Genomic DNA, 25,064 nt, shown 5'->3' with positions numbered 1-25,064 from the left:
CCTAGCACAAAAATACTCTTAAAAATAAATTTTTAAACTAATATATTCTTTTTTTAAGATACAAGAATTAAAATCTAAAAGAAAGATAAGTAAAGGCTACATTACCAAAATTTTTAAATCCCGGAACATAAACTGTTTGTATTGAAAGCCTGTCTATATTTAAACCAAACATTGGCAAAGGAAGTGGTATAGGCACATAGTAGTATTCTTGTCTTTGAGTAAAGCCGATAGTATAGCCTATTGAAACCTTTATGCTATTATCATTTAAAAAATAATTATGCAAATAACCAAACATAGTTTGTGTATGGTAGTTTGAATCCTCAAAAACAATGGCGTAAAGCCCGTATTGCTCTTTTTCTTCTTGCACGAGCCTTGCATAACCAAGCCCCAATGGACTTTCATTATATCTATTTATGTGTGTTTCATCATAAGCAAGTCTATTATGCCACGTATTAAGCGGTATTACAATGGAGTTAGAACCATAATGATATGTTTTTTTAAACTGATCGTGAAAATAAGTAAGCAAATTAAAATCATTACAAAACAATGGCTGAAAAGCTGCTATTAAAAAGAAAATCTTTTTTATCATTTTAATACATCATAATTGCTTGGAATTCTCGCTTTGAAAATATCGTTATTTAAACTTATGTTTCTTTGCTGATTTTTTAATTCTATAATAACAGTATTATCAAAATCATCTTTATATGAGACTTGTTTTATCTCATCGTTTTGAAGTATGATTTTATACAAAATTCCATCATATTGAGTTTCATACTCTGTGTCTGATTTTTTCTTAGCATTCTTAAATATGATACTTAAATTTGGAATTTTATCAAGGCTGGTATAAATAACTTGCTCAAGGTCATTTTCGATTATGGTTACATCTTTATTGTTTATATAAATTTGCTTGTTAGTAGGTCTTTCATAGGACCAAAATGCTTTAGAAGGAGTTAAAACAAAATATCCTTCATAGTTTATGCTAGAATTTATAGACTTAACGGTCTGGGTAAAATCGCTTTTAAAAGTTTTAAAATTCGTATCAAAAGCAAAAAGATTAAGAGCTAAAATAGCTAGTAAAAAAAAATTCTTCATTTATTCTCCCAAAAATTTATTTATTGTAGCTAAGTTTAATTAAATAAAGGTTATAATTTGCATTTCATTATTATAAAAGGATATTTTGATGATAAAAATAATAAAAAGTATTTTTGGAACCAAAAACGATAGAGAAATAAAAAAATATTTTAAAAGAGTAAATGAGATAAATTTTTTAGAAAATAAATACCAAAAATTAAGCGATGAAGAGCTTAAAAAAGAATTTAAACTTTTGCAAGATAAGGTATTAAAACAGCACACTTTGCTTGATACAGTTTTAAATGATGTTTTTGCTATAGTTAGAGAAGTTAGCAAAAGGGTTTTAAATATGCGTCATTTTGATGTGCAATTAATAGGCGGTATGGTATTGCACGAGGGAAAAATAGCAGAAATGAAAACTGGTGAGGGAAAGACACTGGTTGCATCTTTGGCAGTCGTTTTGAATGCTATGAATAAAAAAGGGGTGCATGTAGTAACTGTAAATGATTATCTTGCTAAAAGAGATGCCGAACAAATGGGTGAAATTTATAAATTCTTAGGCTTTAGCGTAGGAACAGTGCTTTCAAACGATAGCACAGATGAAAGCAGAAAAGCAGCCTATGAATGCGATATAACATATGGAACAAACAATGAATTTGGCTTTGATTATTTAAGAGATAATATGAAATTTTCAGCAAGTGAAAAGGTGCAAAGAGAACATAGCTTTGTTATAGTAGATGAGGTAGATAGCATACTCATAGATGAGGCTAGAACACCTCTTATAATAAGCGGTCCAACTAGCAAAACTTTAGATGGATATATAAAAGCCAACGAAGTAGCCTCTAAAATGCAAAAAGGAGAAGCCGCTACTATGCCAAATGAAAAGGCTAGTGGGGATTTTGTAGTAGATGAAAAAAACAGAAGCATACTTATCACAGAAGCCGGTATAGCTAAAGCTGAAAAGCTTTTTGGGGTAGAAAATCTTTACAGTTTAGATAATGCTATGTTAGCTCACCACCTAGATCAAGCTTTAAAGGCTCACTATCTATTTGAAAAAGATGTGCATTATGTTTTAAGAGATAATCAAGTTGTAATAGTAGATGAATTTACAGGCAGGCTAAGTGAAGGCAGACGTTTTAGCGAAGGACTTCATCAAGCTTTAGAAGCAAAAGAAGGGGTTAAGATACAAGAAGAAAGTCAGACCTTAGCAGATATAACCTTTCAAAACTATTTTAGAATGTATGATAAATTAGCCGGTATGACAGGGACAGCCCAAACAGAAGCAGCCGAATTTTCACAAATTTATTCACTTGATGTAATATCCATACCTACAAATTTGCCGGTAAAAAGGATAGATAAACACGATTTAATCTACAAAAGCCAAAATGAAAAATTTAAAGCTGTCATAGAAGAGGTAAAAATAGCAAATAAAAAAGGGCAGCCTGTATTAATAGGAACTGCTAGTATAGAACGCAGTGAGCTTTTTCACTCTATGCTTGTTAAGGAAAGGATAGCACACCACGTATTAAATGCAAAGAATCACGAGCAAGAGGCTTTGATTATAGCTGATGCCGGAAAAAAGGGTGCTGTAACCATAGCTACAAATATGGCTGGACGCGGGGTCGATATAAAAATAGATGATGAAGTAAGAAATTTAGGCGGACTTTACATAATAGGGACAGAAAGACACGAAAGCAGACGAATAGATAATCAGCTAAGAGGTCGTGCTGGTAGGCAAGGAGACCCTGGAATGAGTAGATTTTATCTAAGCTTAGAGGATAATCTACTTAGAATTTTTGGTGGGGATAGAATAAAAAATATAATGCAAAGACTCGGTATAAAAGAAGGAGAAAGCATAGAATCAGGCATAGTAACAAGAGCCGTTGAAAATGCACAAAAAAAAGTAGAAAGTATGCATTTTGAAAGCAGAAAACACTTGCTTGAGTATGATGATGTAGCAAACGAACAAAGAAAAACTATATACAAATACAGAAATGAACTCTTAGATGAAAACTACGATATAAGAAGCAAAATTTCTCAAAATATAAACGAATATAGCACTTCTTTAATCAACGATACAAGTCTTAGCAATGATGATTTAGAGCTTGACATTCAAGCTCTAAAAGCAAGGATATTTTCTGATTTTAACTTTGAATTTAATGAAGATGTAAATAATTTAAGCACAGATGAGATTTTAAGCAAGGTAGAAAATTTTCTTAATGAAAGCTATGATAAAAAAATGGCTGTGCTGACCCAAGAAGACAGAAAAAAAGTAGAAAGAATTTTTTACTTACAAGTGCTTGACAATGCTTGGCGTGAGCATTTGTATCAAATGGATATACTAAAAACAGGGATTTCACTAAGAGGATACAATCAAAAAGACCCCTTAGTAGAATACAAAAAAGAAAGCTATAATCTTTTTTTAGAGCTAGTAGAAAGAATAAAATTTGAAAGCATAAAACTACTTTTTAGCTTAAGTATAAATGAAAAAAATGCAGACAATTTAGAACAAAGAGCAAATGAAGAAAATGAAAATTTACTAAAAAGTGCTAGTGAAAACATAAAACCAGAAAGCACAAGACAAGTAGAAGCTACTTCTAAAAAAGTTCCTAGAAATTCACCTTGCCCTTGCGGCTCTGGTAAAAAATACAAAGAATGCTGCGGAAAAAGCGGACCAAAAAGAGGATTGTTGGCATAAATGAAAAAAAGCCTTGTTAGATTCTTGTTATTTAAGTATTTGAGATTTGACAGAGATCAACCATTTATAAGCATTTCTATGATACTTGCTTTTTTAGGAGTATGTGTAGGGCTTTGTGTGCTTCTTGTCGCTATGGCTATAATGAATGGATTTTCTAAAGATTTCAAAGAGAGATTTTTTGTGATGAATTATCCGCTTACCATAGTTCCAAAATTTTATGAAAGAATAGACGATGAACTCGTAGATACTCTAAAAAATTCCTTTACAAATCTAAGTTTTAGCCCATATATAAGCACTCAAGTTATTTCAAGAGGAGATGGTAAATTTGAAGGAGGAATTTTATTTGGGATAAATTCGCAAGATGAAAAAAATATGAATAAAGTATTAAAAGAAGCTTTGAAAGATAAAGAATTAAAAAACTTTGAAATAGTAGTAGGCTCATCTTTGATGAAAGAATTTGCCCTGAAAGAAAAAGATAAACTAACGGTTATTTTTTCAAATTTTAATCCAAATGGACTTTCTTTGATTCCTCAAAGCAAAAGATTTGATATAGAGGCTAACTTTACTTCAGGTCTTAGTTTTTACGACAAAGCATTTTTATATGCGGATGTAAATGCCTTAAGAAAAGTGCTTGGGATAAGAGATGGAATTTATAATGGAGTGCATGTGTATTCAAACGATGCTATGAACGACTTAAATAAGATTCAAAGCTTTTTAGGAGATAATTTTATAGTATATGGCTGGTGGGAAGATAATGCGAATTTATTTTCAGCACTTGAACTTGAGAAAAGAGCATTATTTATAGTTTTAATGCTCATCATCTTAGTAGCCAGTCTAAATATAGTAAGCTCTTTACTTATGATAGTTATGAATAGACGCAGTGAGATAGCCTTGCTTTTAGCACTTGGGGCTTCAAAAAAAGAGATTCGCTCAAGCTTTTTTACTCTTGGTTCTTTAGTGGGAATAAGCGGGATTATAGCAGGCATTATCTTGGCATTTTTTGCTATGTGGCTTTTAAGGACTTTTGATATCATAAGCTTACCAGCGGATGTTTATGGATCTAGCAAAGTGCCTCTTGATTTATCTCTAATGGATTTTTGCTTAACTGTATTTGGTGCCTTAGTGATAGTAGCCTTAAGCTCGTATTATCCAGCCAGAAAAGCTACTCAAGTAGATGTCCTTGATACACTAAGAAACGAATGAGTTTAATTTAATATAGAAAGTTTTTCGCTGCATAGATCACGCCAATTTGAAGTAGCGTTTATATCTACGCAAGTTTTTAAGCTTTGAACTTGTGAATTTCTATCATTTAAGCTTTCAAAAATTTCACTTTGAGTATAAAGGGCTCTAGCTCTATCTTCTGCGTTTAGTTTGATCTTTAACAAGTCTTTTAAAACAGTCAAGGCTAATTGAGGCTGGTTTGTCTTTTGAAGTGTGTTTAAATAAGCAAATTCCAAGTCAGGACTATAAACATTAACCCCTTGGGAATTTTGATAATCTATAGCCTTTGGTGCATAAGTAAGCACTGTTAAATTTAAACCCCTATTAACGCTATAAAGCACAAGCTCGTGATAAAGCTCAACCATTTTGTAATTCATAGGAAAATTTTGCAAAAGCTGCAAGGTAGCCATTGCATTGTTATACTCGTCTTGTCTTAGCTGGGCTATAAATTTTATATAAAGGGCGTTAAATTCTTCCTCTTTACTTTTTATAGTCCTCGAATTTAAAACAGAATCGCTAAGACTTATGGCATTAGCGTAATTCTTATCATCTAGTTCAAACTGTGCCTTTTGCAAATCGTAGTAAATATCATCATCTCCTCTATTTTGCTCTACATAATTTTTTGCATAAGCCATATTATTTGTTCTTTTGAAGCACTCAAATAAAGATTTTTTATTAGAAACCTTTTGTCCTATATCGTAGTTTGAATACTTTTTAAATATTTCTATTGATTGTAAGCATTCATCAGCCGCTAAGCTCTTTTCAAGCTCTTTTAAAGCTGTTCTTTCCAAAATATTTTTAAGCTCTTGATTATTATACTTTTCTATCTCGTTTTTATAGTTTAATATAGCTGTGTCATTGTTTTCTTTGAAATAAAGCTTTACATCTCTTTCTAAAGCCTTTGCTGCTATTTCATTTGCATATTCTTTCATCAAACTTTGGTATTTTTGATGTAAAAAACTGGCATTATTTTCTGGTATATTAAAAAAAACAGAATCAGAAGCTTCTTTTATAAGTGCTATGTATTCGCTATTTTGAAAATCTTGTTTATAGCTATCTAGATATTTTTTAGCTAGTTCGTATTTATTTGTATTGCTAAGTGCTAAGGCTAAATTTCTAAGTGTTTCTTCGTATGAAGGGCTATTTTTTTGCATATTAGTAAAAACTATCTCATACAGCTGCGAGCTTAATTCATACTCTTTTTCGTTATCTAACATCTTAGCAAGCTCTAAAACTCTTTGCTCATCTTTACTAAAATAAACAGGATTAGCGGCTAAGGAGGTGTTTATTAAAGATAGGGCTGCATTTTTATCTTTGGCATTAAGTGCATTTTTAGCGATAGAAAGTGCCGCTCTTGTCGCTAAATCAACATCTTTTGTGTTATAATAAATTTGATTATAAATGGAATTTGCGTTATCTATATCACCTAAACCAAGCAAATAATCAGCATAATCTAAAGAAGCTAACTGGGAAAAATAGTGATTTGGGTGTTCATTTCTTAAAATATCGACTATATATTCTAAATTAGCCCTTTGCTCTAAAGCCATATAAGATCTCATCATTATATAAAGCACCTCTTGAAAATTGAGATCGCTTGTAAATGTTCTAGTCCAAAATTTAGCCTCATCTACCATATCTTCTAAATTTTCTTGCTTTCTAAAATCGTAGCCATAGGTGTAAAGTTTGTTTTGTGCTCTTAATCTATAAAGCATAAATTCATTTAAAAAGATACTATTTTTATAGCGATTTATCGCATTAGTAGAATCGCTTAAAACTTGTGCATAGTTTTCTTTTTCATACTCTTGTTTTATGCGAATAAAGGTGTTTATATCAGCACTTTGTGGCACATTAACAGGGTTTGCGTCCAAATCTATAGCTCCTAGACTTGGATTTTTAGCGTCTGGAAAATCTATATCAAATTCTAAACCATCATATGTTCTTATATATGGTATCTCTCTGCTAAATACAAAGGTAAAAGAGCTTGAATTTGTATCTTTCACATCATTTAAAATTTTACTTTCGCCGTATAATTCCTGGGACATATTATACATTCTTGCTGGCATTTTAGGCTCTATTTTAACATCTATACTTAAATCTTGTTTTGTGAAATTTATATCAAAAAAAGCAAAACTTTTATTTTCTAATTTTGTATCCACAAAGCCTAAAATTTTACATTCAAAATGATTTTTACCATCTACTATAACTTCTCTACAAGTAAAATTATCTTTGTTTTTTAGATGCAAAACAGCAAATGCTTGGTCGTTTTCTCTGCCGGTATTTAACAGCAATTCAAAACAAGTAGCATATGAAAAAAGTAAGGCAAGTAAAAAAAATCTTTTCATAAGTTTTATTATAGCAAACAAAAAGTATATTTAAGAGTTTATTATTAGTTTTTTAAAGGCAAAATCTTTGCTGTTTATGTTTAATAATGCAACCGTGCCTTGTAAATCATCATTTAAACAAAGTTTGGCTTTAAAACTCGCTCCATCTAACTTAAATTCTAGTATATCTTCATTTTTTGCCTTTGCTATATTTAGAAACTGTTTAGAACAGTGTAAAAATTTATCATCTAATTTGCTATCTAAAACAACCAAGCCATCATAATTATCCAAAGCTTTTAATTCCTTAAATTCACAGCATTTAAATTCGCCTTCTTCATTTGCAGAATTCGCAAGTTTTAGATTAAATTTTTTTGCTAAAAAAGACAAAAAAAACTTAATATTTTCGTAATCTTTATGTTTTTTTAAATTTTCATCAAAGACTATAAAATCAGCTTCTTTTAAGAAGTCTAAAAGATCAAAAGCCTCCTCTTCTGCTATGCAAGATTCAGCACTCAAATACGCCTCATCAAGCTCATCAAAGCAGTTATCACAAAGCCTTGCCAATAAAGCTAAAACAAAGGCACTAGCTCCTATCTCGCATTTAAAAAATTTAGCTTTAAAAGCATTATCTTTTATGCAAGATACATAACAGTTTTTTTCATTATTTAGCTCTTTAAATAAAAATTTATGATTTACACTGGGCATATCTAAAAAACAAAGTGCTTTTTTTCCTTGCTCATATTTACACAGTCTCAATTACAATCCTTTAATTTGCATATTAAGAATCTTGGCATTAAAATCTTTGAATAATTTTACCTGATGTGTGATGAATATATAGCTAATATCCGTATTTTTTTGTATTTTTTTTAAACAAGAAAGTATAAGAAAAGCGGAATTTAAATCAAGCGAAGAGCTTATTTCATCAAGTATTAATAATTTAGGTTTTACAAGCAAAGCACGGAGCAAAGCAAGTTTTTTTAATTCTCCACCACTTAACTGGTAGGCTTTAAGGTCTAATAAGCTCTTTTTAAAATCAAGCTCTTTCATCATCTCATCTAAATTTCTTAGCTCTAGCTTAAAATTTCTTGCTAGGTCTTTGATTAAACAACGTGCTGTTTTATAAGGGTTTAAAGCCTCTTTTTGTTCGGCAAATATAAATTGTAAATCCTTTCTTAACTCCCTTTGTTTTTTAAAATTTAAAGAAAAAATATCTAAACCATCAAAGAAAACCTTACCAAAACTAGGTCTTTCAAGCATACAAAGCACCTTGCCTAAACTAGTTTTTCCAGAACCACTTTCTCCGCTGATAAGCAAATTTTCTCCTAAATTTAAGCTTAAATTTATATTATCAAAGACTTTTATGCTTTCTTTTTTTAGGTAAAAATGTTTTTTAAATTCGTAAGACTTTGCTAAATTTTTAACTTCTAAGAGCATTTTAAAGCCTTATATATTTCTAGCAATCTTTTAGCAGATTGCGAACTTGGCTTTTGAAAAAAGTCGTATTTTTTACTTTGTTCTACCAAAGCACCATTTTCAAAGACCAAAACCTCATCGGCTAATTGATTTAAAGCTTCTAAATCGTGGCTTATTAAGATAATTTTTTTTCCTTCATTGTTAAATTCGCTCAAAAGTTCATATATTATCCTTACATTTTCATCATCTAAATTTGCATTTATCTCATCGCATATTAAAACTTTTGGTTTAGAGGCTAGGGCTAAGGCAAATTGCACCCTCATCGATATACCACTGCTTAATTGAGCGGGAAAACTATGCCAAATCCTATCGGCATCTTTTAAATTTAGCCTTTCAAATAAATCAAAAGCAAGTGTTTTTCTAGCTTTTTTGCTAAGATTAGTATGTGTTTTTAAAACGATATTAAAATGCTCTCCGATGTCAAGTAAGGGGTGAAAACTAGCTCTTGCATCTTGAAAAAGCATAGCGATTTTACTTCTTAGGCTTTGTAAATTTTTAAATTCTAGCACATCGATTTCATCGACAATAAATTCACTAGCACTAAATTTAAAACCTTTGTCAAAAAGTCTTATAAAAGATCTTGCAAATAGACTTTTTGAAGAGCCATTTTCGCCTACAACGGCTAAAAAATTGCTGTCGCTTTTGAGATTTATGTTTTTTAAAAGATTGTTGCCTCTAAAACATAGATTTAAATTTTTAATACTTATCAAAGTTTTACTCCAAATTTATCTTGTAAAAAATACGCAAAATAGAGCAAGGGCAAAATCAAGCAAAGCAAAGATAAAACAGGGAAAATCACAAGCCACCAAGCACCTATAAAAAGAGCCTTTGAAGCATCATTAAGCAATATACCCAAAGAACTTTGATTCAAATCAAAACCCAAGCCAAAAAAAGAAAGCATAGCTTCAGCAGATATAGCGTGAGCTATGTTTAAAACAAAAAAAACAGATAAAAGAGAAAAACAAGCTGGTAAAATTTCATAAACAAACAAAGTAAATTTAGTGCCGCCAAGCACAATGGCATTTTTATAAAAATCACTAAGCATAATATTTGAAATTTGCGTATCCAAAAGCTTTGCAAGCAAGGCAAAATGTCCTAAAGCTATAACCACAATCATTACAAAAACAGAATTTGAAAAAAAGCTTTGAAAAAGCATAATAAACAAAAGAGAGGGAAAAGCCAAAAAGGCATCTAAAATACCCAATAAAAAATTTCTTAAAAAAAATCTTGCCAAAAAGGCGTAAAATATAGCAAATGCTAATATACACAAAGAGGCAAAAAATCCCACAAACAAAGATGTTCTAAAGGCATAAGCTATCCTTGTAAAAAGATCTCTGCCAAAAACATCAGTGCCAAAGAAATGACTAAAAGAAGGGGCTAATTTTATACTGGATAAATCGCTTATATATATATCATAGGGGCTTATAAAGGGGTAGAAAATTCCAAACAAGACACAAATAAAAAAGGGGCTTAAAACGAAAAAATTACGCATACAAAGCCCTTTTATCCATAATTTTGCAAAAAAGCTCAAGTAAGGCATTTAAACACAAAAGAAAAGCTGTGTTAAATAAAACAAGAGCCAAAACCACTGGATAATCCTTATATGTAATGCTATGTATAAGCAAAGATCCAAGCCCCTCGTAAGAAAAAACAGCCTCTATCACATAAGCACTCATCAAAAAACTAACAGACATAGAAGTAAAACAAGCTAATATAGATGATAAGCTATCCTTTAAAACAAAGTGAAAATAAATTCTTGACTTGCTAAGACCGCGTGCAAAAGCAGCGTCTATAAAATATTGGCTTAGGCTTTGCTTTAAAACGCTTTTCATAAAATTAAGAACAAAGGCTAAATGCGATAAAACTAAACTCAAAATAGGTAGTATCAAATGCTTTATCCTATCTAAAAACGAAAAATCTTCGCCCAAACTGTAAGCACCAGAACTAGGCAAAAGATTAAGATAAACACAGAAAAAAAGAATCGAGATTAAAGCTGTGCAAAAACTAGGCAAGGCAAAAAAACTCATAGAAATAAAATTTATAAGCTTTTCTAAAAAACTGCCCTCATAAGCCAAGCTTAAAACACTCAAAAACAAGGCTAAAACGAATAAAAAAAACAAGGCACAAAATCCAAGAACAACAGTATTTAACAATCTTTCTTTTAATAGCTCTGATACAGCTTGTGAATTTATAAGAGAATTTGATAAATCCCCGCTTAAAAAGGACTTTAGCCAAGTTTTGTATTGAAATAATAAGCTCTTATCCAAATTTAAATTTGCCTCAAGCTCGTTTTGCAAATCCTTGCTAAACGCTTGAGGATTACTAGCAAAAATAGGACTAGCTTTACTATAATACATCATTGCAAAGCTTGCAAAACTAAGCAAAAATAAAACACAAATCCCAAAAAAAAGTCTTCTTAACAAAAAATAAAACATTTTTATATTATACTTGGAAGAAAAATACAAAAAAAGCCTACTAGGGGCTAATCAGCTCTTATCCCCTTAAAAACAGCAAAACGAGGCAAACCCTTTTTAGTATAGCCATTAAATTTATATCTTATCTTTTGCCCTATTTTTGGTGGATTTGCTCGCAAAGCATTGCTTAAACCTGAACCTATCTTAAAGCTTTTCATCTCACCTTGTATATTTGCTTGACATATCAAAGCACCTATTAAATTTTCAAATTTTCCTTTGCCTTTTGTATAAGCTATGACCGTGCAATCCTCTTCCTCTTCCTTTTTAATTTTAAGAGCATTTTTGCTTCTAAAGTTTTCATAAGGTGCTAAATTTTTTCTTAAAACAACCCCTTCACCACCCAAACTATGCACCAAATTAACAAAATTTTCAAGCTCCTTTTTGTTTTTTATTTCTTTTTGTTCTATTATTTTTATAAATTTAGAAGGTGTATCTTTTAGAAAAAGTTCGAGCTTTAAAAGCCTATTCTTAAGAGAGCAAGACTGTAAATCATCACAAGCATTTGGCACATCAAAAACCATATATTTTACCTTTTGCCATTCTATTTCAGCTTCATTTTTTCTAACTATACTTGAAATTTCATCAAAACTGTTTCTATCTATAAAAAGCTCCCCATCAAGTGCAAAATTTGGAAAATTTTTTGTAAAAAATTTTGGAGCATTTATTTTGTTTTTATTTCTAGTATAAAAATTTTTTCCATCCCAAAAAGCCCTAACCCCGTCAAGCTTTTCACTCATAAGCCATTCTTGTATATTTTCATTTTTAAAATCTTTTTCATCATATTTTTGCAAAAGCAAGAGTTCATTTGAAAAGGAAAAAACGAAAGAAAATAATAAAAAAAACAAAAACCTAAAACACATAAAACAAACCTAAAAATTTACACAAATATGCTAACATAAAAATGTAAAGGAAGAAGTATGCAAAAAAACCGTCTTAAAATAGCTATACAAAAATCAGGAAGACTAAGCAAAGAATCTTTAGAGCTTTTAAAAAATTTAGGCATAAAAGTGCATATACAAGAACAAAATTTAGTAGCCTTTGCTAGTAATTTTAACATAGATATATTAAGACTTAGAGATGATGATATACCAGCCCTTGTTTTTGATGGAATGGTTGATTTAGGAATAGTTGGAGAAAATGTCTTAAAAGAACACGAACTTGAAAGAAAAGCTTTGGGCTTAAGTGCTGATTTTGAACTTTTAAAAAAGCTTGACTTTGGCTACTGTAGGCTTTCTTTAGCCTTGCCAAATTCTTTTGAGTATAATGGCTTAAAAAGCTTTGAAAATCTACGCATAGCCACTTCTTATCCTTATATATTAAAAGATTTTATGCAAAAAAACAATATCCCTTACAAAACTTGCTCTTTAAAAGGCTCTGTCGAATTAGCACCAAAAATGAATTTAGCGGATGCCATTTGTGATTTGGTATCAAGCGGAGCTACTTTAGAGGCAAATTCTTTAAAAGAAATAGAAAGTATTTTTGAATCAAAAGCCTGTCTTATAAAAAGAAAATCGAACTTAAGCGAGGAAAATGAGCTTTTGCTAGAAAAACTTATGTTAAGGATAGACGGGGTTATGCAAGCAAGGGAATCAAAATACATTATGTTGCATTCTCCGAAAAATAAAATAGATGAAATTATATCACTACTTCCCGGAGTTGAAACGCCAACAGTTTTGCCATTAGCTCACAGCGATGATAAGGTTGTTTTGCATATGGTTAGTAAAGAAAATTTATTTTGGGAAACTATGGAAAAATTAAAAGAAGTAGGTGCTAGTTCTATCCTAGTTTTACCGATAGAAAAAATGTTGAAATAGGATGTAATATGCAAATTTTAGAATATAAAAATTTAAGTCAAGATGAAAAAGAAAAAGCTCTTTTGCGTCCTGCTATAGACGCTAAAGAGGAAATAATCAAACGTAGTAAAGACATAATAAACGATGTTAAAGCAAGGGGTGATGAAGCTTTAATAGAACAAGCTTTAAAATTTGATAAAGTAAATATAAACAGTCTAAAAATTTCAAAAAAAGACATAGAAGAAGCCTCAAAAAGACTTAGCAAGGACTTAAAAAATTCAATAAAAATAGCCTATAAAAATATATATAGCTTTCATAAAGCTCAAGTCTTTAAACCTATAAAAGTGCAAACTATGAAAGGTGTTTGTTGCGAACTTGTAAGCAGACCTATTGATAGCGTTGGGCTTTATATACCGGGCGGACTTGCTCCATTACTTTCAACTACACTAATGTTAGCAATTCCAGCAAAGATAGCAAAATGCAAAAGGATAGTCTTAGCAAGTCCAGCAAAAATAGATGATTCTATACTTTTTTGTGCAAAACTTTGCGGTGTAGATGAAATTTATCAAATGGGCGGAGCAGGTGCTATAGCTGCACTTGCTTACGGAACAAAAACTGTTGCTAAGGTAGATAAAATTTTTGGACCAGGCAATGCGTATGTAACGGCAGCAAAAGCTATTGTAAGTGCCGAAAATGCTGCTGCGATAGATATGCAAGCAGGACCTTCTGAAGTGCTTGTTATAGCTGATAACAGTGCTAAACCTTCTTTTGTTGCGAGTGATTTGCTATCACAAGCTGAACATGGGGCGGATTCTCAAGTCATCTTGCTTTGTTTAAGCTCATCTTATGCCAAAGAAGTTGTAAAAGAGCTTGAAACTCAAATAGAAAAACTTCCTAGAAAAGAAATAGCAAAAAAATCCATAGCAAATTCGAAAATAATAGTAGTAAAAAATTTAAAAGAAGCCTTAGAGGTTTCAAACGAATATGCACCAGAACACTTGATCTTGCAAGTGAAACAAGCACGAAAACTGCTACAAGATGTAAAACACGCTGGTTCTGTATTTTTAGGAGAGTATTCTCCTGAATCTATGGGAGACTATGCTAGTGGAACAAACCATGTTTTACCAACTTATGGACTTACAAAAACACATTCTAGCTTAAATTTAAGCGATTTTTATAAAAAAATGACTGTGCAAGAATTAAGCAAAAGTGGATTTAAGAAATTAGCAAAAACAGTTGAAATTTTAGCGGCTGCAGAGCATTTAGACGCACACAAAAAAGCAGTATCTTTAAGAATAAAGAGCCTAAAATGAGTAAAAAAATTCTTTTCATAGACAGAGACGGGACAATCATAAAAGAGCCAAAGGATAATTTTCAAGTAGATAGTCTTGAAAAACTATCCTTTGAAAAGGGCGTTATAGAAGCTTTAATAAAACTAAAAAGCTATGGTTTCACCTTTGTTATGGTTACAAATCAAGACGGACTTGGCACAAAGTCTTTTCCGAAAGAAAATTTTGATTTAGCACACGAAAAAATGCTTGATATTTTAAATTCTTGTGGCATAGAATTTAAAGATATTTTTATATGTCCCCATTTTGAAAATGAAAACTGTGAATGCAGAAAACCAAAAACAAAAATGCTAGATGAATACATAAAATATGCTCTCTACGACAAGGAACAAAGCTTTGTGATAGGCGATAGAAAGACAGATATGCTTTTAGCTAAAAATTTGGGCGTAGAAGGCATTTTATACGATGAAAAAACATCTTGGCAAGATATACAAGAATACATACTAAGCCATTTTAGACGAGCTAAGGTTGTTAGAAACACGAAAGAAACAAAGATAACAGTCAAGCTCTGCTTAAATTCAGGCGATTCAAACATAAACACGGGCATAGGATTTCTAGATCATATGCTAGAGCAAATCGCAACCCACGCAAACATAAGTTTAAATTTAGAATGCAAGGGCGACTTAGAAGTAGATGAACATCACACTGTCGAAGATGTAGCCATAGCACTTGGAGAAGCGATAAAAAAGGCAGTAGGCGATAAAATAGGTCTTGCAAGATATGGATTTACAACGCCTATGGACGAGAGCTTGGCAACTTGTGCTATAGATTTTTGTGGCAGGGCTACTTTGGTTTATAAGGCTAAATTTAAAAAAGAAAAGCTTGGAAATCTTAGCACAGAGATGATAGAACATTTTTTCTACTCCCTAGCACAAGCTATGAAAATTTCTTTGCACTTAAAAGTAAAGGGTAAAAACGATCATCACAAGGCAGAAGCTTTATTTAAATCATTTGCTAGAGCTTTAAAAATGGCACTAGCATTGCAAGATGCGAAATTAGCAAGCTCTAAAGGTGTTTTATAGATAAAACTCATTAATGTCTTAAAAAGCCGTTATATTTTTTCTATCTTTATGCTTTCTCAAGCAGTTTTCTAATAAGCAAAGAAGCTAAATTTAAACCAAAAGATGCGGTAACCCCCATAAAAGAACCCAAATTTTTACATCTTGGCTCTTCATCTGAAAAAACCACATCAAAAGATCCTTTAAATCCCGATTTTTTAAGCTCGTATCTAAATTTTTTAGCAAGAGCATCGCCGTAAGTCTTAAAAACAGGTGCAACCTTTATCCTAGTGCTATCTATTTTTCTTGCACCTCCCATAGATGAGATATAAATTTGCTTTTTTAAATCAGCGCTATTTGCTAAAGCAACCTTCGCTTTTATATCATCTATTGCATCTATTATAACATCGAATTCTAGTGTATTAAAACTAGCTAAAAATTTCTCGTCTATCCTTGCTACTATCGCTTTAAAACCATAAATTCTAGCAAAAACTTCCGCTTTCTTTTGAGCTAAATTTTCACTATGAAGTTGGCGATTTTGATTTGTTAGCTCAAAACTATCAGAATCTATGACAGTTATATCACTCAAACCACTTCTAAAAAGAGCGTCAGCACACACTCCACCCACGCCACCAAGTCCGCACAAAAGTATTTTTGTCTTTGAAATTTTGTTAAACTCTTCCTCTCCTAAAAGCCACCTTACTCTTGTATATTTATCTTGCATTATCTAGCCATTTTTCAAGATTTTCTAGCTTACCATAAGCCGTTAAATCAAGCATTATCGGCGTTATTGTTGCATATCCTTGCAAAAGCAAGCTTACATCACTATTTTTCTCGCTTATATAATCAAGCTCACTTGTGCCAAGCCAATAATAACGGCTTCCACGCGGATCCTTATTTGAAAAAGCCTTGTAGTTATATACTCTTTTACCAGCGCTTGCCACCTTTATGCCTTTAAATTTAGCGGTAGCTGAAGGAAAATTTATATTTAAAAACTGCTTTTCATCTAGCATAAAACCCTCGTCTAAAATTCTTTTAACTATATTTTTTGTTATCTTTAAAGCTCTTTTAAAATTTAATGTCTTTACATCTTCTTTTTTTGTATAAAACTGCGACAAAGCAAGTGCTGGTATGCCTTGTAAAACAGCCTCCATAGCTCCCGCACAGGTGCCAGAATACGTTATATCCTCTCCTATATTTGCTCCACGGTTTATACCACTTATAACTAAATCTGGCAGCCTTTTTTTATAAAGTGCAAAAAGTGCTAAATACACACAGTCTGATGGAGTGCCGTCTTCTAGTTTATAAAACCTCTTACCTACTTTTATAAATTTAAGCGGATGTTTTAGGGTGATAGAATGAGAACAAGCAGATTTTTCACTAGCAGGAGCAACGACTGTTATTTTTGCTTTAAATTCTTTTCTAAGCATTTTAACAAGCTTAGTTAAGCCCTCGCTATCAAAACCGTCATCATTTGTTATCAAAATTTCTTTCATAAAAAAACCTTTTTTAAATTATACAATATGAAGTCTTAAACAATAGCATTTTTACCTAGTTTTTTAAATTTTTCTTTAAGATACAAAAACCAAAATGTAACTTAGTCATAAAAAATAAGAAAATTATGTTAATTCTTTGTTAAAAAATATGAATTTTTTGCTATTATTTATATGTTAATAGTAAGGAGGTTTTTATGAATTCTTATAATATGCGTTGGGTTTTATCCCTTTTTGGCACTGCAATAGGTGCTGGAGTGCTTTTTTTGCCGATAAATGCTGGTATGGGTGGGCTTTTGCCGTTAATTGTTATACTGATTCTGGCTTATCCTATGGTATATTTGGCACATAGAGGGTTGTGTAGATTTGTTTTAGGGTCTAAAAATCCAAGCGATGATATAACATTTGTGTCAGAAACTTATTTTGGAGCGGGTGGTGGTTTTGCGGTTACCGTTCTTTATTTCTTTGCTATCTTGCCTATACTTTTGGTTTATAGTGCAAATTTAACTACTACTTTTATAGATTTTTGGATAAATCAGCTAGGATTTGCGGAGCCGAGCAGACTTTTGGTTTCATTCATTATAGTTACAGTTCTTATGCTTTTTTCAACGCTAGGAGAAGTGCTTGTAACTAAAGTTATGTCAGTTCTTGTATTTCCTTTTATAGCGATTTTGCTAATCATATCTTTAATGCTTATACCTTACTGGAATGGTGCGCTTTTTACAAATGTTGATTTTGGCACTGTTACAACATCAAATTTTTGGCTTACACTTTGGCTTGTTATACCTGTTATGGTATTTGCTTTTAATCACTCTCCTATCATCTCTTCTCTAGCCTGCTCTTGCAAGAGAGAATTTAAAGATGAGGCTGAAAAAAATTCATCAAATATCATAAGCAAAGCAATCATACTAATGATAGTTGTAGTGTTCTTTTTTGTATTTTCTTGTGCGCTTTGTCTAACCCCACAAGACTTTGCAAACGCAAAAACTCAAAATGTAAATATACTCACATATATAGCAAACCGTTTCCCAGAATCAGCCTTTTTAGCCTTTTTAGCACCGATAATAGCTATCGTAGCTATGTCTAAAAGCTTTTTAGGGCATTACCTTGGTTCGCAAGAAGGGCTTAACGGTATTTTATACAAAGCAAGTAATGGAAAGATACAAGGTAAAAAAGCAAATACAATAACGGCTATAGTTACCTTTTTAATAGCCTGGTATGTTGCATATGCAAATCCTAGCGTTATAGGTATCATAGAAAGTATAGGCGGTCCTGTGCTTGCAATACTTCTTTTCCTAATGCCTACATACTGTATTTATAAATTTGAAGTGCTTAAAAAATACAAAAGTCCTATACTTGATACATTCATAGTTATAATGGGACTTATAGCTATATCAGCGGCTATAAACAAGCTATTATAAGGTATAAAAATGTCTAATTTAAATATATTTAAAATAGGCGTAGGTCCATCATCATCTCACACTTTAGGACCTATGCTTGCTGGGAATTTATTTTGCAAAAAGATAGAAAAGTTGCTTGAAAACATAGCTAGGATAGAGATAGTTCTTTACGGCTCTTTATCGCTAACGGGCAAGGGGCATTTAACTGACAAGGCTATTTTGTGGGGTTTAAATGATTTAAAAGCTAAAAATCTAAGTCCTGATTTACAAGAAGCGGTGATAAAGCAAGTTTTTGAAAATAAAAAACTAAATTTATGTGGTAAAAAAGAGCTTGATTTTGACTATGAAAAGGATTTGATATTTTCAAAAGACTTTTTACCACTTCACGAAAATGCACTTAAAATTTCTGTGTTTGACGCAAATGACGAAAGAATTTACAGAGAAGTTTATTACAGTGTTGGAGGTGGTTTTGTAAAAACTGAAGCAGAGCTTGAAAAAGAAAAACTAGGCAAGGAAAAGCCTAAAACTCAAAAACTAGATATAGCTATATCAAATGCCGCACAAGCACTTGAACTTTGCGATAAAAACGGCTGGAATCTAGCAGAACTTTCTTATAATTACGAGCTTCAATTTAATACCAAAGATGAGATTAGAAGCTATTGTTTAGAAATTTTTGAAACTATGCAAGAGGTGTATTACAATGGCACTCACACAAAAGAAGAATTTTTGCCCGGAAAACTTCATCTAAAAAGAAGGGCAAAAACCTTATCTCAAAGAGTGCATTTAAGCACAGATCCTATCGGCATAATAGACTTTATCTCATTATACGCTATAGCAGTAGCAGAAGAAAATGCAGGTGGTGCTAAGGTAGTAACAGCTCCAACTAATGGAGCGTGTGGTGTAGTTCCTGCTGTTATGCTTTATCTTAAAAATCATACAACCGGTTTTAATGATGATATGGTTTGTGATTTTTTATTAACTGCTATGCTAATAGGCTCATTTTACAAGAAAAATGCAAGTATAAGCGGTGCTGAGGCTGGTTGTCAAGCAGAAATAGGATCTGCTAGCTCTATGGCTGCAGCGGCTATGGCTACGGTGCTAGGAGCAGATGCACACAAGGCTTGTAATGCTGCTGAAATGGCTATGGAACATCACTTAGGACTTACTTGTGATCCTGTAGCAGGACTTGTTCAAATCCCTTGCATAGAAAGAAATGCCTTTGGTGCTATAAAAGCTATATCAGCAGCTAGAATGGCAATGACTAGAAAAAGCACTCCAAAGGTGAGCCTTGATGATGTTATTAAAACCATGTATGAAACAGGTAAGGATATGAATTTAAAATATAAAGAAACCTCGCTTGGAGGACTTGCTAGTCTAAATATCTGCTAATTTTCTAGGCTAAATTTAGCCTAGAATTTACAAGAGTTTAAAAACTCGGATTTTGTATCCTTTTTTGAGAAAATATCATATTTCTTTTCCTTATAAACAAAGCTAAGTCTATTTGAATGCAAACAAAGTCTCTTTGCAAGACAAAGTCTAAAATACTCTTTTTCATCACAAAGCCCGTCTAAAATTTTTTCTATATCATCTTTTTCAAGACCATATAAACAGTCCCCTAAAATTCTATGTCCATTGTAAAAAAGATGTGCTCTTAATTGATGTTGCCTACCTGTTAAAGGCTTACAAAGTAAAAAAGATGCATTTAAGTCTTTAAAAAAATCTATTTTTTTGAAATAAGAAATAGACTTTTTTCCATTCTTATCCAAAACAACTCTTGTTTTTACGTCTTCATAATCTTCATTCAAAGATAAAGAATCATCAAGCACAAATTCATCATTTGTATAACCATAAACCAAGGCTAAATATTCTTTTTTTATCTCTTTTTTTTCAAACATAGACTTAAATTCTATCTGTGATTTTTTGTGCTTTGCTACAAGTATTAAGCCACTTGTTTGTTTGTCAAGTCTATGAGCTACACAGGCTTGTTTTCCCCACAAATGCCAAATTTCATCGCAAAGGCTGTAAGAGCATTTTCTACCGTTTGGGTGCGAGAGAATCCCGCTTTCTTTTTCAAGAACTGCAAAATCATCATTTTCAAAAACTATATCCACGCCTTTTGGATTGTTTTCATAGCATAAAAGCTCTACCTTGCCTTGCAAAAACTCATTTTTTTTTAGCACAAGTTCATCATTACAAAAAAGCCTTCTTTTGTCTATCAATCTTTGAGCCTCTCTCATAGATATATTAAATTCTTTCATAAGAAGAGCGAAGGCTTTTAAATTTGTAAGTTTTAATTCCTTTTTTATATAAGACATAGTGCAATCTTATATATTTTTTGCTTAATATATATTTATTTTTATGGTATAATTTGCTTATGTTTGAATGTTTAAAAGCTATACTTATGCTACCTTTTAATGTGATCATTGTTATACCAGCTTTGATACTGTATTTTTCTGATTACACTTACAAAACGCCAAATACTCTATCTTTAATATTGCTATCAATGGGTATATTTTTGTTAGCTTGGACTATAATATTATTTTATAATGTAGGAAAAGGCACCTTAGCCCCGTGGAATCCGCCAAAAAATTTTGTTGTGAAAGGTCCTTACCGCTATGTTAGAAATCCTATGATAATAGGTGTTTTGCTTATGTTGTTTGCAGAATATTTTCTTTTAAATTCAGTAGAAATACTTTCTTGGGCTTTATTGGTTTTCGTAATAAATACTATATATTTTTATCTTTTTGAAGAAAAGCAACTCGAGAAAAAATTTAAACAAGACTATAAAAGATACAAAGAAAATGTTCCTATGTGGATACCAAGATTTAAGGCTTGGGATTTATGAGCTTTAAGGTAAAATGCGAGAATTGCGATAATGCACTAGATAAAGTTTTTGATGCATTATCAATATATCGTGGCATTATGTCTGGCGGCATAGTTGAGTGCAAAAATTGTAAAGCAAGATACAAATCCAAATACAAAACTTCATTTTTTGAAGGATTAGTGCCATTAGATATTGTTGTATTGCCTATTTATATCTGGCTTTTATTATATTTTGATGATTGGGCTATTAGTCTTATAGCTTGTATTGTTGTCTATCAATGTTTTAGCCTTGGTGGTGCATATTTTATGCCATTGCGTAGGATTGATAAAAGTGATGAGGAATTTTGGGATATTAAACAAAAAGATTAAAGAGATTTTATGCAAGTATAATATAAGTTTAAATAAAAAGCTTTAAATAGCACGATTTTATGATATTTGAAAATGAAAGGAAATAATTATGGCAGAGAGGAAGGGATTCGAACCCTCGAAAGCTTGCACTTTACACGCGTTCCAGGCGTGCTCCTTAAACCGCTCGGACACCTCTCTAAAGTAAGAATTATACTAATAAAAAGTTTAAAAACAAAAAAAAGACTTCAAATTTTAGCAAAAAATTAGAAAAAAAAATGTATAATCTTTCTTTTTTATTAAGTCAGGGTAGCTCAGCTGGTTAGAGCGCTGGTCTCATAAGCCGGAGGTCGGGAGTTCAAGTCTCCCCCTTGATACCATAAAATAGTTTTTAGTGCTAGAATACTTTAAGCTTGGCAAAGCTGTCTTATGATAAGTTGTGGGGTTAATAGCCCTCTAAATTCATTTTTTGATATAGAAGCTATGAAGCTTATATTTGAATTTAAACTAATCTCATCTTCACAGTTAAAATAAAGTGCTTCTACTGTTTTGTTTTCTTTTTGTAGTATAAGCTTTAAGTGCTGGTTATTTTCTCCCATATTTTTTTTATGCTTTACGCAAAGATCTTTGAAAGCAAAAAATGGCTTTGGGTTTTTATTACCAAAAGGCTCAAAATATTCTAAAATTTTTATCATCTCAAAATCCACATCACAAAGCTTTAATTCTCCTAAAATATCATCGCTATTAACAAATTCACAACTTGGGATTTTAGAACATTCTGCATTTATAAGCTCCTTAAAGGCTTCATAATTGCTTTTGCTGATACAAAGTCCGGCTGCACTTTTATGTCCGCCGTAATTTTGCAACAAATGCGAGGTTTTTTTTATGAGCTCTAATATATCTACGTGACCTATGGATCTAGCCGAACCTTTAAGCTTGTCTTCGTTTTGACTAAAGACAAAGCTTATTTTTGAACAATGTTTTGCTAACCTAGAGGCTACTATGCCTAAAACGCCTTCGTGCCAGTTATCAGAGCTGACTATGACAGCTTTTTCTTCATTTTTTATTTGCTCTAAAGCCTCGTTAAAAAGCTTGTTTTCCTCTTCCTTTCTTAACTCATTAAAATTTTCTATCTTGTTTAAAAGAGCTTTTGCTTCTTCCTTGTCTTTTGCTCTTAAAAAATCATAAGAAAGCTTAGCATCGTCCATTCTGCCAGTAGAATTTAACAAAGGAGCTATTAAAAAACTTATATTTTCAAGCTCAAATTTATTTTTTTGATAGTGTGATTTTAAAACCTTAAAAGCCTCTCTTTTTGAAGAATTTATAAGCTCTATACCTTTTTTGACTATAACCCTATTTAAATCTCTTAGCTCCATCATATCAGCTATTATAGCTATAGCCAAAAGATCTAAAAATTTACACATATCGTATTTTAGTTTGCAAACCTCTTTTAATGCCCCAAGAAGATACCAAGCAACTTCAGCACCGCAAATTTCAACATCTGGAAAATGACAATCATCTTGTTTTGGATTAATGATAGCATAGGCTTTTGGCAGGACTGCTGGAGGGCAGTGATGATCTGTTATTATCAAATCTATACCATTTTCTAAGCAAACTTCAGCAGCACCTACAGCTGCGATGCCGTTATCAACAGTTATTATTAAACTTACATCAAGATCTTTTACTATGTCTTCATTTATACCGTATCCGTTTTTGAAACGGTTTGGAATTTTTACTATATAATCAAAGCCTATATCATCAAAAAATTCACTCAAAATAACGCAAGATATAACACCATCAACATCATAATCTCCGACTATAGCAACTTTTTCGTTATTTTCAATCGCTTTTTTTATCCTATTGGCTGCCTTGTAAATATCCTTCAAACAAGAAGGAAGTGGCAAATCGCACAGCCTTTTATGTATATCATTTTCGAAACGAGACGATAAAATCTTCTTTACGCCTTCTTTATTAAGAATGTTCATGATTTAAACTCGCCTTTATGAAAGATGATATAACAGGATCTACATCTACTAATCTTGATTTAAATTCTGGATGAAACTGAACTCCTAAAAAAAATGGGTGTTTTTCGAGTTCTACTGCTTCTATAAGACCGTTATTTTCTCCGCTAACTAGCAAACCGTGCTTTTCAAAATCTTTTTTGTATTTAACATTTGCTTCGTATCTGTGTCTATGTCTTTGCAATACCGTTTTTTTACCGTCAAAAATTTTACTTAGCAAAGAATTTGACTTTATTTTACACTCATAAGAACCAAGTCTCATAGTGCCTCCTAAAGGGGTTTGCTTTGTGCGAATTTGTTTTTTTCCGCTTTTGTCCATAAATTCGTCTATTAGGTATATTACAGGGTTTTTGCAATTTTCATCAAATTCGCTTGAATTTGCATCTTCAATCTTTAACACAGTCCTTGCAAATTCTATCAAAGCTAACTGCATACCAAGACAAATTCCAAGAAAAGGTATTTTGTTTTCTCTTGCATATTTTATAGCATTTATCTTGCCATCAACGCCTCTACTGCCAAATCCACCAGGCACTAACACACCGCTTACATCTTTTAAGCTTTCATCTATATTTTCTAGTTTCTCGCTGTCAAGCCATTTTAAATTTACCTTTGTATCAAGAGCTGCTCCAGCGTGGATTATAGCTTCTGTTAGGCTTTTATAACTTTCTTTTAAGTCTATATATTTTCCAACAAATGCGATATTTACCTCATTTTGAGGTGCTATAACTCTTTTAACCAAAGAATCCCATTTTGTCATATCGGGTTTTAAATTTTTAAGTCCTAATAATGTAGCTATAGGCTTTAGAATATCTTGTTTTAAAAAATTTAAAGGAATTTGATATATACTTGTAGCATCTACGCTTTCTATCACGCAGTTTTTGGCTACGCCACAAGATGTAGCTATCTTGTCTTTTAGCTCTCTATCAAGAGCTTTTTCACTTCTACATATAATCATATCTGGGCTTATACCTATGCGACGTAACTCGCCAACACTATGTTGAGTAGGCTTTGTCTTTAACTCTCCAGCTGCTTGTATAAATGGCACTAGGGTAAGATGTATATTTATAGCATTTCCAAGCTCTAGCCTTAAAGCTCTTATAGCTTCTAAAAATGGTAAGCCTTCTATATCTCCTACTGTGCCGCCTATTTCTACGATAAGAACGTCTTTGTTAAGGGCTGCGTTTTTTATGCGGTCTTTTATTTCATTTACTATATGAGGGATAACCTGTATAGTTTTTCCTAAATAATCGCCTCTTCTTTCTTTTTCTATAACAGTTTGATAAACTTTTCCGGTAGTAAAATTGTTAAGCTGACTTAAATTTTCATCTAAAAATCTCTCATAATGACCCAAGTCAAGATCTGTTTCTGCTCCATCTTCTGTAACAAAAACTTCTCCGTGTTCAAATGGACTCATAGTGCCTGGATCTACATTTATATAAGGATCTGCTTTTAATATACTAACATTAAGCCCTGAATTTTTTAAAAGAGTGCCAATAGAAGCAGCTGCTATCCCTTTGCCTAAAGAACTTAACACTCCACCTGTTACAAATATGTATTTTGTTTGCTTCATTTAGCCTAGCCTTA

23 protein-coding genes and 2 tRNA genes are annotated in these 25,064 nt (G+C 31.9%); 10 read left to right on the top strand and 15 right to left on the bottom strand.

The window, feature by feature from the left end; genetic code table 11:
- Positions 1 to 67 precede the first annotated feature (67 nt).
- Positions 68 to 589 (bottom strand): hypothetical protein, encoded by a 522-nt coding sequence (locus Q0J35_RS04360; protein WP_297193471.1) that lies wholly within the window; start codon positions 587 to 589, stop codon positions 68 to 70.
- Positions 586 to 1,092 (bottom strand): LolA-like outer membrane lipoprotein chaperone, encoded by a 507-nt coding sequence (gene lolA, locus Q0J35_RS04355; protein WP_297193469.1) that lies wholly within the window; start codon positions 1,090 to 1,092, stop codon positions 586 to 588. The genes Q0J35_RS04360 and lolA overlap by 4 nt, the downstream gene beginning before the upstream one ends.
- An 85-nt stretch (positions 1,093 to 1,177) precedes the next feature.
- Here lolA and secA point away from each other — a divergent pair, with 85 nt between their 5' ends.
- Positions 1,178 to 3,769, top strand: coding sequence for a preprotein translocase subunit SecA (secA, locus tag Q0J35_RS04350; RefSeq protein ID WP_297193467.1), 2,592 nt, complete (start codon positions 1,178 to 1,180; stop codon positions 3,767 to 3,769).
- Complete coding sequence (locus tag Q0J35_RS04345) at positions 3,770 to 4,972, top strand: ABC transporter permease (RefSeq protein ID WP_297193465.1); 1,203 nt, start codon at positions 3,770 to 3,772, stop codon at positions 4,970 to 4,972.
- Between the two features lie 2 nt (positions 4,973 to 4,974).
- Here Q0J35_RS04345 and Q0J35_RS04340 read toward each other — a convergent pair whose 3' ends face one another.
- The 7 genes from Q0J35_RS04340 to Q0J35_RS04310 are packed head-to-tail and all read right to left on the bottom strand — an operon-like array spanning position 4,975 to position 12,118.
- The gene (locus tag Q0J35_RS04340; RefSeq protein WP_297193463.1) at positions 4,975 to 7,332 is read right to left on the bottom strand and encodes a flagellar protein; all 2,358 of its coding nucleotides are present in this window, start codon (positions 7,330 to 7,332) and stop codon (positions 4,975 to 4,977) included.
- A gap of 30 nt (positions 7,333 to 7,362) precedes the next feature.
- Entirely contained in the window at positions 7,363 to 8,016 is a 654-nt protein-coding gene (locus tag Q0J35_RS04335; RefSeq protein WP_297193575.1) for a hypothetical protein, read from the bottom strand.
- A 51-nt stretch (positions 8,017 to 8,067) separates the two neighbouring features.
- A complete protein-coding gene (locus tag Q0J35_RS04330; protein ID WP_297193461.1) occupies positions 8,068 to 8,745 on the bottom strand; it encodes an ATP-binding cassette domain-containing protein in 678 nt (225 codons plus the stop codon).
- On the bottom strand, positions 8,736 to 9,494 hold the full coding sequence (locus Q0J35_RS04325; protein ID WP_297193459.1) for an ATP-binding cassette domain-containing protein: 759 nt from the start codon (positions 9,492 to 9,494) through the stop codon (positions 8,736 to 8,738). Before Q0J35_RS04325 ends, Q0J35_RS04330 begins: the two co-directional genes overlap by 10 nt.
- Positions 9,491 to 10,276 (bottom strand): ABC transporter permease, encoded by a 786-nt coding sequence (locus Q0J35_RS04320; protein WP_297193457.1) that lies wholly within the window; start codon positions 10,274 to 10,276, stop codon positions 9,491 to 9,493. Before Q0J35_RS04320 ends, Q0J35_RS04325 begins: the two co-directional genes overlap by 4 nt.
- Positions 10,269 to 11,219, bottom strand: coding sequence for an ABC transporter permease (locus Q0J35_RS04315; protein WP_297193455.1), 951 nt, complete (start codon positions 11,217 to 11,219; stop codon positions 10,269 to 10,271). Before Q0J35_RS04315 ends, Q0J35_RS04320 begins: the two co-directional genes overlap by 8 nt.
- Before the next feature lie 47 nt (positions 11,220 to 11,266).
- Positions 11,267 to 12,118 carry a DNA ligase gene (locus tag Q0J35_RS04310; RefSeq protein ID WP_297193453.1) on the bottom strand — a complete coding sequence of 284 codons (852 nt, stop codon included), beginning with the start codon at positions 12,116 to 12,118 and terminating at the stop codon, positions 11,267 to 11,269.
- Between the two features lie 57 nt (positions 12,119 to 12,175).
- Here Q0J35_RS04310 and hisG point away from each other — a divergent pair, with 57 nt between their 5' ends.
- From hisG to hisB, 3 genes are read left to right on the top strand one after another with little or no spacing between them, the layout of a single operon-like run.
- Entirely contained in the window at positions 12,176 to 13,072 is an 897-nt protein-coding gene (gene hisG, locus Q0J35_RS04305) for an ATP phosphoribosyltransferase (RefSeq protein ID WP_297193450.1), read from the top strand.
- A gap of 8 nt (positions 13,073 to 13,080) precedes the next feature.
- Positions 13,081 to 14,364: a histidinol dehydrogenase gene (hisD, locus tag Q0J35_RS04300; protein WP_297193449.1), complete on the top strand. Its 1,284-nt coding sequence runs from the start codon at positions 13,081 to 13,083 to the stop codon at positions 14,362 to 14,364.
- The gene (gene hisB / locus Q0J35_RS04295) at positions 14,361 to 15,422 is read left to right on the top strand and encodes a bifunctional histidinol-phosphatase/imidazoleglycerol-phosphate dehydratase HisB (protein WP_297193447.1); all 1,062 of its coding nucleotides are present in this window, start codon (positions 14,361 to 14,363) and stop codon (positions 15,420 to 15,422) included. Before hisD ends, hisB begins: the two co-directional genes overlap by 4 nt.
- A 46-nt stretch (positions 15,423 to 15,468) precedes the next feature.
- Here hisB and Q0J35_RS04290 read toward each other — a convergent pair whose 3' ends face one another.
- Together Q0J35_RS04290 and surE are read right to left on the bottom strand one after the other, a co-directional pair.
- Positions 15,469 to 16,122 (bottom strand): ThiF family adenylyltransferase, encoded by a 654-nt coding sequence (locus Q0J35_RS04290; protein ID WP_297193445.1) that lies wholly within the window; start codon positions 16,120 to 16,122, stop codon positions 15,469 to 15,471.
- Entirely contained in the window at positions 16,112 to 16,894 is a 783-nt protein-coding gene (gene surE / locus Q0J35_RS04285; protein WP_297193443.1) for a 5'/3'-nucleotidase SurE, read from the bottom strand. Before surE ends, Q0J35_RS04290 begins: the two co-directional genes overlap by 11 nt.
- Positions 16,895 to 17,088: 194 nt before the next feature.
- Here surE and Q0J35_RS04280 point away from each other — a divergent pair, with 194 nt between their 5' ends.
- Both Q0J35_RS04280 and Q0J35_RS04275 read left to right on the top strand, forming a co-directional pair.
- Positions 17,089 to 18,312, top strand: a complete 1,224-nt coding sequence (locus Q0J35_RS04280) for an aromatic amino acid transport family protein (RefSeq protein ID WP_297193442.1) — start codon at positions 17,089 to 17,091, stop codon at positions 18,310 to 18,312.
- Positions 18,313 to 18,321: 9 nt separating this feature from the next.
- Positions 18,322 to 19,680, top strand: coding sequence for an L-serine ammonia-lyase (locus tag Q0J35_RS04275; protein ID WP_297193440.1), 1,359 nt, complete (start codon positions 18,322 to 18,324; stop codon positions 19,678 to 19,680).
- A 20-nt stretch (positions 19,681 to 19,700) separates the two neighbouring features.
- Here Q0J35_RS04275 and Q0J35_RS04270 read toward each other — a convergent pair whose 3' ends face one another.
- Positions 19,701 to 20,606 carry an RluA family pseudouridine synthase gene (locus Q0J35_RS04270; RefSeq protein ID WP_297193438.1) on the bottom strand — a complete coding sequence of 302 codons (906 nt, stop codon included), beginning with the start codon at positions 20,604 to 20,606 and terminating at the stop codon, positions 19,701 to 19,703.
- A gap of 86 nt (positions 20,607 to 20,692) precedes the next feature.
- Here Q0J35_RS04270 and Q0J35_RS04265 point away from each other — a divergent pair, with 86 nt between their 5' ends.
- Together Q0J35_RS04265 and Q0J35_RS04260 are read left to right on the top strand one after the other, a co-directional pair.
- Positions 20,693 to 21,136, top strand: coding sequence for an isoprenylcysteine carboxylmethyltransferase family protein (locus tag Q0J35_RS04265; protein WP_297193435.1), 444 nt, complete (start codon positions 20,693 to 20,695; stop codon positions 21,134 to 21,136).
- On the top strand, positions 21,133 to 21,483 hold the full coding sequence (locus Q0J35_RS04260; RefSeq protein ID WP_297193433.1) for a hypothetical protein: 351 nt from the start codon (positions 21,133 to 21,135) through the stop codon (positions 21,481 to 21,483). The genes Q0J35_RS04265 and Q0J35_RS04260 overlap by 4 nt, the downstream gene beginning before the upstream one ends.
- 89 nt (positions 21,484 to 21,572) lie before the next feature.
- Here the strand turns inward: Q0J35_RS04260 and Q0J35_RS04255 are convergent.
- Positions 21,573 to 21,660: transfer RNA gene (locus Q0J35_RS04255), tRNA-Ser, on the bottom strand.
- Between the two features lie 102 nt (positions 21,661 to 21,762).
- Here Q0J35_RS04255 and Q0J35_RS04250 point away from each other — a divergent pair.
- Positions 21,763 to 21,839: transfer RNA gene (locus tag Q0J35_RS04250), tRNA-Met, on the top strand.
- A gap of 27 nt (positions 21,840 to 21,866) precedes the next feature.
- On the opposite strand, the gene recJ is transcribed toward Q0J35_RS04250, so the two are convergent.
- A complete protein-coding gene (gene recJ / locus Q0J35_RS04245; RefSeq protein ID WP_297193431.1) occupies positions 21,867 to 23,444 on the bottom strand; it encodes a single-stranded-DNA-specific exonuclease RecJ in 1,578 nt (525 codons plus the stop codon).
- Complete coding sequence (locus Q0J35_RS04240; protein ID WP_297193429.1) at positions 23,431 to 25,050, bottom strand: CTP synthase; 1,620 nt, start codon at positions 25,048 to 25,050, stop codon at positions 23,431 to 23,433. Before Q0J35_RS04240 ends, recJ begins: the two co-directional genes overlap by 14 nt.
- Positions 25,051 to 25,064: the final 14 nt, after the last annotated feature.

The sequence above is a fragment of the uncultured Campylobacter sp. genome, from assembly GCF_944323605.1.
GTDB lineage: Bacteria > Campylobacterota > Campylobacteria > Campylobacterales > Campylobacteraceae > Campylobacter_D.
This window is presented reverse-complemented; position numbering and strand designations above follow the sequence as displayed.